The organism is Lacrimispora xylanisolvens (genome assembly GCF_002934545.1).
GTDB classification, from domain to species: Bacteria; Bacillota; Clostridia; order Lachnospirales; family Lachnospiraceae; genus Lacrimispora; species Lacrimispora xylanisolvens.
This window is the reverse complement of sequence record NZ_PTJA01000004.1, coordinates 185704-200982: the sequence shown is the minus strand read 5'-3', so window position 1 is coordinate 200982 and position 15279 is coordinate 185704. Positions and strand designations below refer to the sequence as shown.

Sequence of the window (15279 nt, the reverse complement as noted above, 5' to 3'; positions counted from 1 at the left end):
GCATGGGATTTCGTATGAAAATCACCGGAGGACCAGAGGATATCGTTTTTGACGAGCGGAGCATTTCAAAAGTTGATTTTGACTCCATTTCCTCAGCGGACTCTAACGCAAGAGCAACAGATTATGGCCTTACAGTTAAGGTATGGGGAAAGATGCTGTACAAACTGGGAGGAGAAGGAAATGATCCGACTTTAGGACTTGCCCAGTGGGCCCAGGTACCATCTGAGAAGTCAGACTGCTACCGCAGTGCAGAGATCACAGTTGTATCTGCCAGCCAGGTAGTACGCCAGTTCACCCTTCCCAATGCATTTGTTATGGAGTACAGCGAGGAAGTTGATGATGAGAGCGGCGTAGGAACCTTCTATATTCACATGAAGCAGAAGAAGGATGAGAACGCAGTTACTAAGATTGAAGGCGGCTTCGGCGGCGAATAACGGAGGAATGAAAGGAGGATTTAAGACATGTCATACAGAGTAACAGTAGAAGGAATGGAAAGCTTTGAGATTGCAAAAGAATGCGTACGCAGCGTGAAATTCACCACAGATATTCCGCTGGATTCCAACGCAAGAACCAAGGATGTGGGAAGCACCCTGGTTATCACCGGAAGGATCTTAACCGCAGTTGACGGAGATCCCTTTGACAGCACCAGAAAGCTGGCTTTATGGTCAGCCGTTCCGGCAGAGAAAGCAGATTGCTACCGCAAGGTAACCATCGAGCATGTAGCAGCTGGAATCATGGAAAGAAAGTATTATTTCCCCAATTCCTTTGTCATTGATTATAAGGAAGAATTCGGAGATGTGGAAGGAACAGGAACATTCACATTAACGATTAAGCAGAAGAAAGATAAGTTAGGCCTCATTACAGTGGAGGGTGGCTATCCGGCCGCATAAGCAGGATCGCAGGGTGTGTCCGGAGAAATCCGGGCGCGCCCTTTTTCCAGATAAAGAGGAAAGTTAGAAAATAAAGAAAACACCCCCGGTAAACGTTGACTGTGCCGGGAGACAAGGCGGAGCAGATGAAGGATTTATACAGTGTGCTGGGAGTCTCCCAGTCTGCGTCAGAGGATGAGATAAAGAAAGCATATAGAAAACTGTCTAAAAAATATCATCCGGATGCAAATCCGGGAAATAAAGAAGCAGAGGAACAGTTTATAGAGGTATCGGAAGCATATGCCACCCTGGAAGATCAGGAAAAACGGAAAGCATATGACAAAACCCTTGAAAAAGATGTTCAGGGAGAAAAAGCAGGAAAAGCAAACAAAGCTTCACGCGGAAATACCGCATCTCCTGCTGACATCAATTTCTCCAATATGGAGGAACAGTTTGCTCAATTCTTTGGTTTTAATCCCAAGAATGGAAAAGTTGATGAAGATAAGATGAATTCAAATAAGAAAAAAAGGACAAATCCGCTGGATGCGACGGATATGTTTGAGAGATATATGGGTATTAAGAAATAGATGTGGTGTATTAGTATTATTTATAATAAAAAAGTGAGTCGAAATACATTACTCCAGAATAAATGAGGTAAATATTTTGGCTGATGATATAAAAGATTATCAAATGTCAGATGCGATATGGAATTTGTATATCTATATAATGGAAAAGAGAGAACTAACCAAGAAAAACAACAGGAATAAAGTTTTTATAAAAGGTGCAATTGTAAAAGTCCACCCGTCAAAAGAATTAAAAAAAGTTAATGGTTCTGATAGTATATGGATAAAAGTTTTCTATGATGGAAGCAATATTGCGTGGATAGCAAAAGAAGTTCTAGAAGAATTACCTCAGCCAGTTACTGACTATAAATATCAATATAATTGGGATAAGTCACAATATGTAACTCGTGATTTTAAAAATAAAGTAGCAGGGGTTGCAAAAGAGCTAGGTCTTGACCCAGATGATTTAATGACGGTCATGGCATTCGAATCAGGTCTTAATCCAGCACAAAAAAATATGGCGGGAGGTTCTGCAACAGGATTGGTTCAATTTATGCCTATGGTTGCAGAAGAATTGAATACCACAACAAATGAATTATCAAAAATGTCAGGTGTAGAAAAGCTAGATTATGTTTTTGGATATCTGTATCCTCAAAAAGGTAAAATTAGTACTTTGGGTGATATTTACATGAGAATACTTTGTCCGGAGGCCATAGGTAAAGATTCTGGGTATATATTATATTCTTCAGGTACGAATGAATATACAAAAAATAAAGGTCTTGATTTTAATAAAGATGGAAAGATAACAAAACAAGAAGCGGTACAGAGAGTACTAAATATAAGAAATAATTATAATTAGAACTTAAAAAATATTTTGCTAGGAGTATAATGAATTGACAAAAAAGAGATCTTGTTTTTTTATAACATTTGTTTTCTGTATATTGTTTATACTTTTTATGATTATAAATAATTTTAATCGTAATAGTTTAATGATATCATGGATTGGACAATATACGTTTTATGAATTTGCTCCACCAAATCAGAATATGAAATATGAAATTAATGTATATGAAGATGATGGTTTATATGCTTATATAGCGATTGATGGATTTCATACATTAAAGCGTTTGAAGACAAAAGTATGGAGCAGAGAAAATGAAATCATGTTTGTATTTTATCAGTATTATACAGATTTAGAGGGAAATAATACTTTAAATGAATCATATAATGAGGGTGATATTCTATTAAAATTAAAAAAGAAGAAAGGTGTTCTTATAACAGAATGGGTGAATATTATACCAATGCTTTCGGAGAACGAATATCCAGGTCAATATTTTGAAATTAAATAATTATCACCTAAAAATGTTCAAAAGATACTCAGGCATAAAAGCACGAAAAAACAAAGCTTCATTACCGATATCAGCTATATTATGGAATGGAAATAAGATTGAGGTAAATTTATGTTCGCAAAATATCTACAAATTAAGATAGTAATAGCTATAGGGATAATGGCATCATTTATAATAATTGGATGCCAGAAAGCAACACTTGAAAAAAATTCATTATGTCAATCCTCAAATTATGGAAAGCCAATAGAAGTAGATGAAGAAACAAAGCCTGATAATCAAAGGATTACAGAAAAATATAGCGAGAAATCGGAGAGTATTGTCAATAGATATGCCAGTGATTATGGATATAAAATGTTTTATGGCAAATGGGTAGTAGAAAAAGAAATAGGTGAAAGTTTTAGACTTGAAATAGAAGATACTAGTGATATGTTAATGAAAACATTCGTATTTTCTAGAAAGAAATGTATGTTTTATTATGATAATGAGGAAGTACAAATTAATTATCCTAATTACGATATTAAAATTATTCCTTTGGATGAAAAGACAATGTATTTTTCTTATATGCCTACTATGAAGGAAATTGGAATAACAGGTAACTATGTAACTATATTTTCTGTAATGGGTGATTATGATATATATTATATTTTAAAGGATGATGATACATTAGTTATGTTTTATAAGGATGTATATTTAGAATTAAAACGTATAGAACATGAAGAAGGATACAAATCTAATTATCATGCACTCTGAAATATAAAGTAACGCAAGAATAACACTGGAATATAGTGTGTTACTACCTTAAAGACAAGGCTGATCCTTAGATAAGATATGAAGGAGATTAAATTGCGAAAAATTGTGACTAGTTTCATCATATTCATTGTTTTATTCATAGCCATAGCAGGAAGAAATTATTACACAAAAAATATATCATATGATACAGACATAAATGGTCAAATTGTAGAAGAAGATAAATACTTTAAAATAATTAAACGAGCGGATGCCGAATATTATTATATTATATATAATAATGATAAAAAAATCGTAAAAGAGGGAAGTCATTATGGACCATCACCTGTAATTAATTATATAGATAATGGTACTATTGAGATATTGTTACAAGCAGGAACAAATATGTTTTATTGTACCTATTATGATATTAATAATGATAGATTTTCTGATCAATATGAATCACCAATTATATGCGAATATGAAAAAATAGTTTATATTGACTATAACAAAAATCCTTTTACACTTGTTGTCAAAAATATATATGAAACAAATAAGTTTCTAAAAGAATTTATTTTAGAAGATATTTCTTTAGCTGTTTCGCCAATTATTAAAGCAGAATTTTTGGATGAAAATACATTGAATATTGTGTATATGTCTGGTCAAGAATTTAAAGAAAAGGCTGTTATGTTAAATTTGAATTAATATTTTATTTATGTTGGTTAGTATTATTTTTTTACAGAGAATTTTTCATTACTAAGAGGAATATTAGAACTATATTTTTAATTCTCAATATAAAAAAATCTATATTGTACCGTTTTTTGTATGGCATGGAGAGGCGCTAGAAAAAGTTATATTATATTAATCCGTAAATGGAATAAGGAGGTAGTTTATGGCACTGTTTGACAATATTGGTAATTTTTTATTTCCTAATAACGGAAATTTAAGTAAGGAAGAAGAACAGAAAGAAGAGAAAAAGCATCAGAATCAGTATCTTGAAATGATGTATATGTACCAGAGCTATTATGGAGTGGTTGAAACAAAAAAATATGTACTCCAAGGATCTATACTTTCCTGTCAGTATGGGACAAAGTTGAGTAAATTGGACTGCTTAGAGGATCATGGTGTATACAGTAAAGGAAATCCGGTGATGACAATTTCTGACTGTGCTGATTCCAATATACATAGTTTTGGTTCTTGTTTATGTCCTGAGAAAAATTATGAAGGACGTCTGCCAATGACTGTTGCGCAAGACAGTAAAGGAACACCTGCGAAAAAAGCTCCGGGAAATAATTATGCCCATATATGTGTACCAGTTATAAACGAAAATAGTGTGTGGCATCAGGTAGATAGTAAAGTTTTAATTGAATTAAAGCAAAAAGGATATGCGCCCATTCTGTTAGAAAGTGCGGTGTTGGTTTGTCAGTATGGGGGTATTATCAGGATTAAAGAGGTTCCAAGTAGTGCTAAAGAAATATGTGAGAAAATAGAAATTGCTCCATGGCTTTTCGGGTATAGGGGAAAGCCAAATGTTGTAAATGGGAGAAGTGTAAAGTTTTCATCAAAAGAGCGACAAAAATTAAATAATATAAAAGGTGTTAAAGGAATTGATTGGTATTCTTATGAAAACCGTACAGGTCCAAATGTGTATACAGCTCCATATCTTGAAAATAGAACCTTTAACATTGGGCAGGATGGTGAACTAACTGATGAGAGTGGCAGATATTGGATAACATTAGGTCCTAAAGTGATTCTACCTAATTATCCAGATAATGGAAAGCTGGTAACATCTGAGTTTGGTGATTATATTGGTTGCAGAGTTGATGTCGTTTTATTTGATGCCAATGAAGACGAATATGTATATATTGAATGCGTGTTTAGTGGGGATATTAAAGCACACACTTATAGCAATGGAATTTACCAAACAGGACATCCTTATCCCAATAGTCATTCAGCAAAAGCGGAACCATACAAGGTTGAATATGCAGATGGTTCAATTGTTGAGTTTACTGGTAAGCAACCTTCCAGTAATGGAAAGATGAGTAATTACAGTGTTGTTGAATTATTTGTATATCAAAAATAAAGGAGGTGTTTAAAATAAAAAAGTATATTTTAGTGGTAGTTATGGGGATTTTACTTACAGCATGTTCAAGCATTAATAAAGTAGAAAAAAATACTAATTATAGTCAATATATAGAAAATACTTTATCTAATGAAAAATTAATTATTGAACAAGATTTTAGTAAATCTACTGTAGTTGATGAAAATGATATAATTACGATTGTTTGTGAAAAGTTGCAGAAAATAGATTTTTCGTCAAAACAGTCAGTTATGAATTTACAACCTGAAGCAGCAGAAATGTATAAAAAGGCATACCTTAACATACTTAAAAACAAGATACCAATAATAAGTAAAAATGGAGAAAAGGAGTATTTTAGAGATTTGTATAGAATAGGTACAGAATTTGAAAAACTGGATGATTCATATACTTATTATTATGATGACTTAGATAATGATGGGTTTCCTGAATTAGGTATCAAAAGTACAGGCTATACTTATATCTTAAAATATGAACAAGAATTAAATGAGTTTAATGTGCTTTTTAGTAATCCCAGCATGTATATCACTATACTCGGAAACGGACGATTGTGGTATCATGATGGTTTACATTCAGGAACAATAAGGGATGAATACATTGTACTTAATAGTAACAGCAAATGGGAAACAGTCTTTACGCTTGAACAGGGGATAGACACTTTTCCTTTTTATTGTGTATCTATTGGTGAATATAAAAATATTAATTTGGATGAAGAACTTTGGAAGAAAGTAACAACTCCGTTTTTTAATGAGACCAAAAATCCTATACCTTCTAAAAACCTTAATGAGATATTTGGTGAATTATTATAGATTGTCTAATATTAATAATCAAATTTTTTTTATAGATATTAAAGGGGTATTACAAATAAAGAACGAGATTCAGTGGTCATTAAATATGAAAAAGACTAAGATTAAAAATTATAAATAATAACAATATATTAAATAAAAAGTGGTGATTCCTTATCAAAAGATTAATTAGTGGATTATGCTTATCTACACTGATTTTAGTATTACTTACTAACGTATTTTATAAAAATAAAGAAAATCACGAAACAGAACAAATAAAAGTTAATACGCAGTTAAGTAGAGAAGAAAGCGATGCCAAAAGAATATTAGATATATATGGAGAGTTCCTGAACGGTAAAAGAAAAGCCGAAAATGGTGATAATATCGATTCATTATCGGTTCCTACAGGGGAACCAGGTCAACGGTATAGTACAAAATATGCATTTTTTGATTCTAATGGCGATGGAAAACCGGAATTACATATTAATTCATCTCGCTATTATGTAATTTACACAGTACGAAATGATGAATTGACTATTTGGAAAGATCTATCCCCCTCCCCTTATTATTTTGCGTTGAAAAATGGTGCTTTTATCAGTTATAAGCCGGGTAGTGCACCTATGAATGATATATATACTTATCATATTTATAATTTTATGGGAAGTGAGATATGGAATATTACCTTTTTATGCTATGACATAAATGAAAATGGTAGTTATGATGAAAACGATGAGTATCTATTTGATGATACTGAAATCTCTAAAAAGCAATGGGATGAATTGACGGCGAAGTATTTATATCGTGATTCAAATGGAGACTTGAAAATACAAAATGAAATCGAATGGCTGAACCTTTATTAGGAGTGACTATTATGATTCAATGTTACTAATTCATATGATTTAGAGAGTCAGGAAAGGAAAAAAGAGGGAATGAAAAGAAGGGTAGTTGATTTGTTTTGCGCATGTATCTGTCTGACGGTCATAGGCGTGGCCATACTTTACCCCAATCAGATCAGAGCAAGAAATACTATTTTAGTAACAGCAATATTATTAGAAGTTGTATTTCTGATACTCTCAATAAGGGATAAGGAGGAGCGAAAGGAAGCTGTGGGGCATTTGGGGATGGGGCTCCCGTCAGAATCAGAGCTAATAACTGAAATAGTTTTGCTCAGTGAAGAAGATACAGAACTGATGACCTGGGATATGTATGGGAAAATAGCCATGATCATAGGTCGGGATGTAAAAGAAAACCAGGTGGATATTGACCTGGGGAGGAGTACTTATGCCAGTATGGTTGACATCGAACATGCAGTGCTTAATTATTCTATTGGGAACTGGTATGTGGAAGATCTTGGCAGTACGAACGGTATTAGCGTTAAAAAGGCGGAGGATGGAAGAGTTTATAAACTTTCTGCAGATACGCCCTGTCGAATGGAAAGGGGAGACTGTTTGTATGTGGGGTTAAACCGACTTCTTTTAAGATGATTTAATAAAGGGATTCTTTATTTAGTAGATTTATAATAATTTTATAACACAAAAGAAAAGGAGCTAGAGACATGAGCGGAAATCTGATTCGGTGCCAGAACGGGCATTTATTTTCATCAAGAAGATATGGGACGGTATGTCCTTATTGCAACATTGAAACAGCCACAAAGGAGAAAAAAGAGGCAGGCGGAAAGAATGAGGAAGAATTAGAGGAACTTTTATTTACTCAGGAAACATCTCCGGTATGCGGCTGGCTGGTCTGTATTTCCGGTCCAAGGCAGGGAAAGGATTATAAGATAAAATCAGGCAAAAATTTTGTTGGACGTGCAGATGATATGGATATCCAGGTGCTGGGAGACAACAAGATATCCCGGCGTAATCACGGTGTCATCGTCTTTGATCCAAAGAAAAAAGAGACGGTATTACTTCCAGGTGATAGCAATGGCCTTGTATATCATAATGATGCAGCAGTTTATACCCCGACAGTACTAAGCGCTTATGACGTAATTGAGATGGGAGAGAGCAAGTTTGCATTCCAGCCATTCTGCGGAGAAAACTTTATGTGGGAAGATAAGGAAAGCAATCCAGAATCAAAGCAGTAGGGTTGCAGGTAAAAAAGATTCCTGAATTTGAATATAACAGAATGGAGGGGAATCATGACAATTCCCGAATCAATTCTTCTTTTTCTGGGGCTTGCAGGAACAGTACTAATGTTTCTGCGCATCAGACTGGAAGTTATTAATTTCCGGAGCAGATCCGGAAGAAGGCGTTTAAGCTGTGAAAGCGGAGCTTCCAAAACCATCGGTGACCGGGAGGTGCAGGAAGATGAATACGGAATGACCGAAACAACAGAGGGGTCGATGGCGGTTCTTGCAGACGGCATGGGAAAACATTTTGGAGGCAAAATTGCCGCACGGACATCTGTTCAGACATTTTTGGATATGTTTGAGGATAAAAATGCTTTCTATAATCCCCAGTATTCCTTTCGCAAGGCATTTCATGGAGCTAACCGCGAAATACTAAATCAATTAGAGGAGAATCAGGGCTGCGCTTCTGTGGCAGCAGTCATGATAAAAGAGCGTAAGCTCTACTATGCTGCTGTTGGTAATGTAAAAGCTGCGGTTTATCGGAACAGAGAGCTGGTTCCTGTAACATCGGGACATACGATTAATGTTCTGGCAAAGCAGAAGTACGAGGAAGGTAAGCTGACAAGGCAGGAAGCAGTCAGTCTTCTGGATCATCACAGGCTGTATAATTACGTGGGACAGGATGGATTTCGGGATGTGGAATTTTTTGATACGCCCATTACCCTTTACGGCGGTGAATATGTGCTTCTCATGACAGATGGTCTCTATGAAACAGCCAAATGGAAAGATATCGAAGATTGTCTGGAGCAGGGAGGAAGCTGCCAGGAAAAAGCTTATAAAATAATTGAACTGGTTAATAAAAGTCAGGAAGAAGATAAGGATAATGCAGCGGTGGTAGTGTTGCAGATACGCTGACGGAGAAAGGACCAGAAGGAGACTATGGGATGAGAAAACAAAACAGTACATTCAAGACGGCATTTATATCAGAAGCGGGTTCTGAATTAAAAAATAATGATTATTTCGCTTTTGTGGAGCTGGAACAGTATGCCTGTTATGTGATAGCGGATGGATTGAATGACCTGCCCGATGCGGAAAGTGCCAGGCTGGCAACACAGAGCATTATCCTGGCTTTCCAGACGCACCCGTCTATGACAAAGCGAGCAGTACTATCCTACCTGGAAGAAGCAAATCAGGCGCTCTTTACGGCAGACTGCCGGGAGCGTCTAAAAGCTTCTGTTACGGTAATTGTTACCGACTATGCAAAGGTACGTTATGGTCATGTGGGCAACACCAGACTGCGCCTTTACCGGGATGGTTCTGTGATTGAATCCACCCAGGATATGTCTCTGGGTACAGAGCTGGTAAAGGAGAAGAAGCTTACGGAGGATGTTCTCTCCCGTCATGAAGAACGAAATAATTTATATTCCTATTTAGGAATCGGAAAAGGTTTAAAATCATTTGTATCAAAGAAGAAAAAGTTGATTAACGGAGATATCCTGGCATTCTATACAAGAGGAATTTGGGAAAATTTAGACAGCGGTGAATTAGATGACGTATTCTCTGAGGCGAAAGGGGATCCGCAGGAGTGCCTGAACAATGTCGAGGATCTTTTGTTGTCCAGACAGCCGGAAAATCTGGACAACTATACATTGGCTGCCATTTTTATAGACAAGGTCTTTTTAGATCCTGATAAAAAAAGCCGTACAAAAAAGTTTATTACTATAGCAATTATATCCATTGTCATTATTTTAGTGATCAGTCTGGCATTATGGCTGTTTCATTACATGAAGCAGAAGTATAAAGAAGATATGGAGCGAAGGTACACGAATACCATCGAATACATACAGGATAATAATTTTGTTAAAGCAGAAGAAGAGTGTAAAGAGGCAGTGAAACTGGCAGAAAAGCTTCGGGATAAGAAGCAGGTTCGGGAATTTACTGATTATCAGAAGCTGATTGAAGCAATCAACATTGCGGAAGACGCTTACAGTGGTGAGAAATACGAGGATGCTCAGACAGCTTATGTAAAGGCAAAAGAGCGGTCCAGGTATGCAGACAGGATAGCAGATGAGTACATAGACAAACAGTTGGGAAGAATTACGGATTATCTCTCGGTATTTGACTATATTCAATTAGGAGATACTCTGGTCTCACAGGGAGATTATAAAAGGGCGGAAGAAAAGTATCTACAGGCAAAGAGTCTGGCTACACGGTCCTATTTCGAAAAAGGGCGTAAGGAAGCCATGGATGCGCTGGAAGCTATGTACACTAAACGGGATAAGGCAGAGGAAGCAGATACAAAACAGGCAAAGGATAAAGCATCGGATGAAACCGGAGCTGCCCAGCTTGCTGCGGAGGGTGATAAGGCATTTGCTGACGGAGATTACCAGGGTGCAAAAGCTTACTATGCTATGGCATTGGAGAAATATCAGCAGTTGAAAGACGATGTTCATGGTGAATTAATACAGGTGAAGATTGCTTCCAGTGACAGCAAGGCAGAAGAAAATGAACAGAAAAAGGCCCAGGCGCAGGAATATGTGGATGCTGGCAGGGAGGAAGAAACTGCTGGAAACCGATTGGAGGCAAAAAAACAGTATCTGTTTGCAAAGAGTATTTATAAAGAATTGAAATTGGATGATAAGATTGAGGAAGTAGACGGTCTGATTGAGATTCTGGAGACGGCAATGGATCAGGATAAAGCGGAAAAAGAAAGTAGGGAAGCAGAGCTTAAAGAGGAAAAAAACCAGAAAAAGCAGTCGGAAGGGGAAAATACAGAAAAAGAGAAGACTGCGGTTAAGGAAACTAAGGCTGTTGGACCAGGAGAGTAACATAATTGCAATGTAGAATTATTAAGCAAGGAGGAGCACATGGGAGATTGGAGGGATAACAATTTATCCGCCATCTTGGAATATCCCTTTGATTTTGAAAGGTACATAGAGGAACGGCTAAGGGAAATTGATAATTTAGATGAGCGGCAATATGCAAAAAAAATACTCGCCGAGGGACTGGGTAAACTTATTCGTTGTACAGAGGACAAGTACCTTCAACTGGAAAAGCGAATTTATGAAGAACTGGAAATCGGAGCGAACCAGTATGAAACGGTTATGACTATTGTAAAACGGAATCATTATGATCCGACAAACAATACCCTGTATCCAGTTGATGAAACAGACTTAAAAAAGGACAGACTGTCTGAAGACCTTTCCAATGAAAATCATGTATGGATCGGGAGTATTTTCTTAGAGATAAACGAACAGCAACGAAGAAGATTTGAAGGTTCTGAAATTTTTACTGGCATTTTAAAAGAAGATGACACAAACAAGGAAGCCAGATTTTATATACAGCCAGCAAAGCGTTACCGGGATATTATGGAACGGTTATATCAGGTGTTTCAGGATAATCATATTCCATGGGAAACCATCAATACAGCATATTTAGATAAGTTTTATGATGTTTTTATCTGTGTAGAAGAATTAGAAAAAGAAAATATTTCAAATTTTCCTGAAAATATAGAAATTGACTTTGGAGAGTTTAAGGCGTTTGTCTGTTATGATCTGATTCCTCTCTGGAATATGGAATGGGTAAAGTTTGACAGTGCAGACTTCATGGTTCCCAGCGTTAATGGAATTTATTATGAACATGAATTCACTCTGGAAGATAAAGAGGAAGGAGACGGATACTTAATTGAATCCAGTGAGGATATCCTGGAAATACGGCATGAGAAAAATAAGATTGTAATTAAGTCTGAAATGGAAACATTTGAAAATTGGAAAGCTCTTCATATTATACAAAAGGAAACAATACGTTCTTTGGATTACAAGGAACCCTTGGTAACCAACCATAAAAATGATTCATTTATCCGCCGTTATGCAGAAAACAGCCGGGCACAGCTGATGACGAAAACAGATCTGTTTAGAAGGATCATGGAGTTGGATATCCGTGATTACATTGAAGTTGTGGGTTATGAAATCTGCTCAAATGGTAAGGATTTTCCCAATAAGGAGGGTATGAACTGGTTTGTACGGGATGAACTTTTTCCCTTGGAAAGTCGTAAGGTATTGCTCTTAAAATTTAAGGAAAAGGAACCTGGGCATTATTTAAATGACAGCATGGTGCGGTTTGTAATCTCTCAGATTCAGCTAGAAATAAGCGAATACCGCTGCGAGGGAGTGATGGAATGAATTATGCATGGGAAGCCGCGCTTGCTGCAGATCGGGCAGGGATAAGGCGGGAAGATGTCCGGTATGTACCGGTGAGTAACGGAAGTCCGTATACAGAGGTGACGCTGGAGACAATTAACAGCAAGTGCCTGGAAGAAAAAAGAGTGGAAATAAACCCTCTGTACCGATTTTCAAGAGAATTTTCAGAAATGTTTGATATCAATCTGGCAGGTTTTGAAACGGCAAGAAACATTTTTTTTGATGCTGCCATGCAATACCTGGTACAGCTGGATTTACGCCAGGGACTTTCCAAACAGGAATATGCCTTGCGTTTTCTGCTACGGGATTTGTTAGAGGGAGTATGTGGAAGCCAGGCAGCCCGGGTGGCTGAGCAGTTTGAAAAGGAAAAGCTTCGGCAGCTGCTGAGACTGATTTTAAAATTATATCAGTGCGGAAGCTCGATCTATCTGTTTCGGGAAGTTATGCGGTACATGTATCCGGATTCCATGGTTTATGCCAATAATGAAGCTGCACGGCAGGTGCTGGTGTATGTAGGGCTTAAGGAGACGGAAGCAGAACGGGAACGGCTGGAATTTTTGCAGGATATGTTTCTTCCCGTCAATTATCAGGTGTTTCTGTTCTGGGAGCATCATTTTGGTATTATTGATGTGGAGGAAACAATGGAGTTTGACGGAATGGTATTGTTTTAAAAAGAAAGGGGCTGACTGGGTGAAATATTTTGAGATTCAGGATTCGCCGGAGCTAAAGTATGCTCCCCAATTGAAAAATTGGTATGGAACATTTGATGTACGAGATATACGAATTGATACATTTCCTAAATTACCTGAGAGGCAACTATTTACTATTGAACCTTGTGAAAATACGGTTTTTACAGACATAATTTTGTTCCCCTTTTTGCTGGTTTCTCCGATGGTAAAAGAAGTAATAGAAATGTACCGGGAGCATTGCTATTTTAGAATTGTTATCTTGTTAGATCAATTTAATAAAGAGTCGAGATTATATTACTTACCGGTATTAGATGAAACTAGTGATATACAATTGCAGAGAATCCAATATAAAGATGGAGAGAATATTCCTGGGACATTTAATGAAGAAAGAGAGAAAATTGAAATGGACAGAAATCTATTCTGGATTAAGGATCTACAAAAAAGGCATATTATTTTATCGCTGGATATGGTAGAGAGTTTGATTCGGCGGGGAGTAACCGGACCGGGATTTTGTGAGGTGGAATTATACAGTAAATAATAGTATTTTATATGATTGGAGATAAAACTTTCACATACAGAACTGATGTTTAACAATAGAATGGAGGCTGTTATGTCAACTGTTAATGAAATTGGGAATTTTGTCTGGGCCAGTGATAGTAATAAAAATCAGAAAGAAAGACAAGAGCAATACCTCGAACTTATGTACATGCACCAGTAGTATAATGGGATAATAATAAAACAGAACTATGTTCCGCGGGAATCAAAACTTAGCTGTTCGTTTGGAAGTAATTATTCTTTATTAGATATAGGGCAGGATCACGGGATATATAAAGGGAATTTACCATTGATGACGACAATTGACAGTGGAAAAAACAATATTTATCATTTTGGATCATGTCTATGTCCAGAGTCTAATTATGCAGGACGATTGTGGCTGGGGATTAGGAGTATATAATGGAGCTAGCCTGATAGGGATATATCCCTTAAGAATATAGCTAAAGAGGTGAATACATGAATAAGAAAGCATTACAAGTTAAAATGAGTTTATTTACCGGAATAATTACTACAGCTTTGTTGGTTGGCTGTCAGGATGTGAAGCCCGCAGAAAAGATTCCTTCTCAATCAAATGACCCAAAGGTGGTAAGCGAAACACAGCAAGGAAATGATCCTTTCGCAGAAACTGAAGTTCAAAAAGATAATACTGACGATGGTTATAAGATATTGTATGGGGAATGGTTAGTGGAGAAAAAAATAGGTGAGAGTTACAGACTTGATATTCAGGATGTTAGTGACGTTATTGGGAAGACCTTTGTGTTTTCAAAAAGAAGGGTTATATTTTGCTATCATAATGAAGATACAGAAATTGAAAATCCTAATTATAAAATAACTATTATTCCACTAGATGAACAGACGACATATTTTCCTTATATGCCCAGGCTAAGTGAATTGGGAATAATCGGAAGTTATGTTACTATTTTTTCTGTAAGAGGATATGACGTTTTTTTTATCCTTAAAGATGATAAGTCAGTAATAATGTTTTATAAAGATGCTTATTTAGAATTACGTCGTATTGAGCATATTGAAGGCTACGATGCTTTTTATCATGCATTATAAAAAAACGGTTGCAGAGAATTGTTGCAGGTAGTTGGAAAGCCAACGACAATTGATAGTGGAAAAATATAATTTATTATTTCGGTTCATGTCTATGTCCGGAGTCTAATTATGTAGGACTATTACCATAACTGCAGAGACTAATTAAGATGGAAAATAGTAGTTTTTCAATGCATTGCAAAACAAACAGTTTGCACAGAATGGTTGGGTAGGTTCTTCTTAAGTGATATTAGTGTAGGCAATATATCATGGACTGTAGCAAATGGGAGAGTTCTAGTAAAAGGGGTAGATGTAGGTAGATTACCAAAATGTTGGAATG

General features: G+C 36.3%; 19 protein-coding genes. All 19 read left to right on the top strand.

Features of this window, described 5'->3' with window-relative positions; genetic code table 11:
* Positions 1-2: 2 nt before the first annotated feature.
* The 19 genes from BXY41_RS08980 to BXY41_RS08895 all read left to right on the top strand — a co-directional run bounded on the left by BXY41_RS08980 (position 3) and on the right by BXY41_RS08895 (position 14963).
* Entirely contained in the window at positions 3-434 is a 432-nt protein-coding gene (locus tag BXY41_RS08980; RefSeq protein WP_104436487.1) for a hypothetical protein, read from the top strand.
* Positions 435-461: 27 nt separating this feature from the next.
* Positions 462-890, top strand: coding sequence for a membrane-associated protease 1 (locus BXY41_RS08975; RefSeq protein WP_104436486.1), 429 nt, complete (start codon positions 462-464; stop codon positions 888-890).
* Between the two features lie 125 nt (positions 891-1015).
* Positions 1016-1456 carry a DnaJ domain-containing protein gene (locus BXY41_RS27330; protein WP_104436485.1) on the top strand — a complete coding sequence of 147 codons (441 nt, stop codon included), beginning with the start codon at positions 1016-1018 and terminating at the stop codon, positions 1454-1456.
* A gap of 76 nt (positions 1457-1532) precedes the next feature.
* Positions 1533-2291: a transglycosylase SLT domain-containing protein gene (locus BXY41_RS08965; RefSeq protein ID WP_104436484.1), complete on the top strand. Its 759-nt coding sequence runs from the start codon at positions 1533-1535 to the stop codon at positions 2289-2291.
* Positions 2292-2325: 34 nt separating this feature from the next.
* The gene (locus tag BXY41_RS08960) at positions 2326-2781 is read left to right on the top strand and encodes a DUF5991 domain-containing protein (RefSeq protein WP_104436483.1); all 456 of its coding nucleotides are present in this window, start codon (positions 2326-2328) and stop codon (positions 2779-2781) included.
* Between the two features lie 111 nt (positions 2782-2892).
* Positions 2893-3531, top strand: a complete 639-nt coding sequence (locus BXY41_RS08955; protein ID WP_104436482.1) for a hypothetical protein — start codon at positions 2893-2895, stop codon at positions 3529-3531.
* 93 nt (positions 3532-3624) lie between these two features.
* Positions 3625-4212 carry a hypothetical protein gene (locus tag BXY41_RS08950; protein ID WP_104436481.1) on the top strand — a complete coding sequence of 196 codons (588 nt, stop codon included), beginning with the start codon at positions 3625-3627 and terminating at the stop codon, positions 4210-4212.
* 187 nt (positions 4213-4399) lie between these two features.
* On the top strand, positions 4400-5590 hold the full coding sequence (locus BXY41_RS08945; RefSeq protein ID WP_104436480.1) for a DUF4280 domain-containing protein: 1191 nt from the start codon (positions 4400-4402) through the stop codon (positions 5588-5590).
* Between the two features lie 41 nt (positions 5591-5631).
* Positions 5632-6414, top strand: coding sequence for a hypothetical protein (locus BXY41_RS08940; protein WP_146088565.1), 783 nt, complete (start codon positions 5632-5634; stop codon positions 6412-6414).
* 596 nt (positions 6415-7010) lie between these two features.
* Positions 7011-7250 (top strand): hypothetical protein, encoded by a 240-nt coding sequence (locus BXY41_RS08935; RefSeq protein ID WP_104436478.1) that lies wholly within the window; start codon positions 7011-7013, stop codon positions 7248-7250.
* A 69-nt stretch (positions 7251-7319) separates the two neighbouring features.
* Positions 7320-7874 (top strand): FHA domain-containing protein, encoded by a 555-nt coding sequence (locus BXY41_RS08930; protein WP_104436477.1) that lies wholly within the window; start codon positions 7320-7322, stop codon positions 7872-7874.
* Positions 7875-7945: 71 nt separating this feature from the next.
* Positions 7946-8476: an FHA domain-containing protein gene (locus BXY41_RS08925; protein WP_104436476.1), complete on the top strand. Its 531-nt coding sequence runs from the start codon at positions 7946-7948 to the stop codon at positions 8474-8476.
* A gap of 54 nt (positions 8477-8530) precedes the next feature.
* The gene (locus BXY41_RS08920) at positions 8531-9376 is read left to right on the top strand and encodes a PP2C family protein-serine/threonine phosphatase (protein ID WP_104436475.1); all 846 of its coding nucleotides are present in this window, start codon (positions 8531-8533) and stop codon (positions 9374-9376) included.
* A gap of 29 nt (positions 9377-9405) precedes the next feature.
* Positions 9406-11289 (top strand): PP2C family protein-serine/threonine phosphatase, encoded by a 1884-nt coding sequence (locus tag BXY41_RS08915; RefSeq protein WP_104436474.1) that lies wholly within the window; start codon positions 9406-9408, stop codon positions 11287-11289.
* Positions 11290-11328: 39 nt separating this feature from the next.
* Positions 11329-12642 (top strand): hypothetical protein, encoded by a 1314-nt coding sequence (locus tag BXY41_RS08910; RefSeq protein ID WP_104436473.1) that lies wholly within the window; start codon positions 11329-11331, stop codon positions 12640-12642.
* Positions 12639-13331 (top strand): iron-dependent peroxidase, encoded by a 693-nt coding sequence (locus BXY41_RS08905; RefSeq protein WP_104436472.1) that lies wholly within the window; start codon positions 12639-12641, stop codon positions 13329-13331. Before BXY41_RS08910 ends, BXY41_RS08905 begins: the two co-directional genes overlap by 4 nt.
* Entirely contained in the window at positions 13309-13887 is a 579-nt protein-coding gene (locus BXY41_RS08900) for a hypothetical protein (RefSeq protein WP_242980128.1), read from the top strand. Before BXY41_RS08905 ends, BXY41_RS08900 begins: the two co-directional genes overlap by 23 nt.
* 189 nt (positions 13888-14076) lie before the next feature.
* On the top strand, positions 14077-14304 hold the full coding sequence (locus BXY41_RS27470; protein ID WP_432765510.1) for a PAAR-like protein: 228 nt from the start codon (positions 14077-14079) through the stop codon (positions 14302-14304).
* A 56-nt stretch (positions 14305-14360) separates the two neighbouring features.
* Entirely contained in the window at positions 14361-14963 is a 603-nt protein-coding gene (locus BXY41_RS08895; RefSeq protein WP_104436471.1) for a hypothetical protein, read from the top strand.
* The last annotated feature ends 316 nt before the right edge of the window (positions 14964-15279 follow it).

What these genes read in the sequence shown, in the direction of transcription:
- BXY41_RS08980 (WP_104436487.1), top strand. Translation starts at nt 3, where the DNA reads ATGGGATTTCGTATGAAAATCACCGGAGGACCAGAGGATATCGTTTTT.
- BXY41_RS08975 (WP_104436486.1), top strand. Translation starts at nt 462, where the DNA reads ATGTCATACAGAGTAACAGTAGAAGGAATGGAAAGCTTTGAGATTGCA.
- BXY41_RS27330 (WP_104436485.1), top strand. Translation starts at nt 1,016, where the DNA reads ATGAAGGATTTATACAGTGTGCTGGGAGTCTCCCAGTCTGCGTCAGAG.
- BXY41_RS08955 (WP_104436482.1), top strand. Translation starts at nt 2,893, where the DNA reads ATGTTCGCAAAATATCTACAAATTAAGATAGTAATAGCTATAGGGATA.
- BXY41_RS08945 (WP_104436480.1), top strand. Translation starts at nt 4,400, where the DNA reads ATGGCACTGTTTGACAATATTGGTAATTTTTTATTTCCTAATAACGGA.
- BXY41_RS08940 (WP_146088565.1), top strand. Translation starts at nt 5,632, where the DNA reads ATGGGGATTTTACTTACAGCATGTTCAAGCATTAATAAAGTAGAAAAA.
- BXY41_RS08935 (WP_104436478.1), top strand. Translation starts at nt 7,011, where the DNA reads ATGAATGATATATATACTTATCATATTTATAATTTTATGGGAAGTGAG.
- BXY41_RS08930 (WP_104436477.1), top strand. Translation starts at nt 7,320, where the DNA reads ATGAAAAGAAGGGTAGTTGATTTGTTTTGCGCATGTATCTGTCTGACG.
- BXY41_RS08925 (WP_104436476.1), top strand. Translation starts at nt 7,946, where the DNA reads ATGAGCGGAAATCTGATTCGGTGCCAGAACGGGCATTTATTTTCATCA.
- BXY41_RS08920 (WP_104436475.1), top strand. Translation starts at nt 8,531, where the DNA reads ATGACAATTCCCGAATCAATTCTTCTTTTTCTGGGGCTTGCAGGAACA.
- BXY41_RS08915 (WP_104436474.1), top strand. Translation starts at nt 9,406, where the DNA reads ATGAGAAAACAAAACAGTACATTCAAGACGGCATTTATATCAGAAGCG.
- BXY41_RS08910 (WP_104436473.1), top strand. Translation starts at nt 11,329, where the DNA reads ATGGGAGATTGGAGGGATAACAATTTATCCGCCATCTTGGAATATCCC.
- BXY41_RS08905 (WP_104436472.1), top strand. Translation starts at nt 12,639, where the DNA reads ATGAATTATGCATGGGAAGCCGCGCTTGCTGCAGATCGGGCAGGGATA.
- BXY41_RS08895 (WP_104436471.1), top strand. Translation starts at nt 14,361, where the DNA reads ATGAATAAGAAAGCATTACAAGTTAAAATGAGTTTATTTACCGGAATA.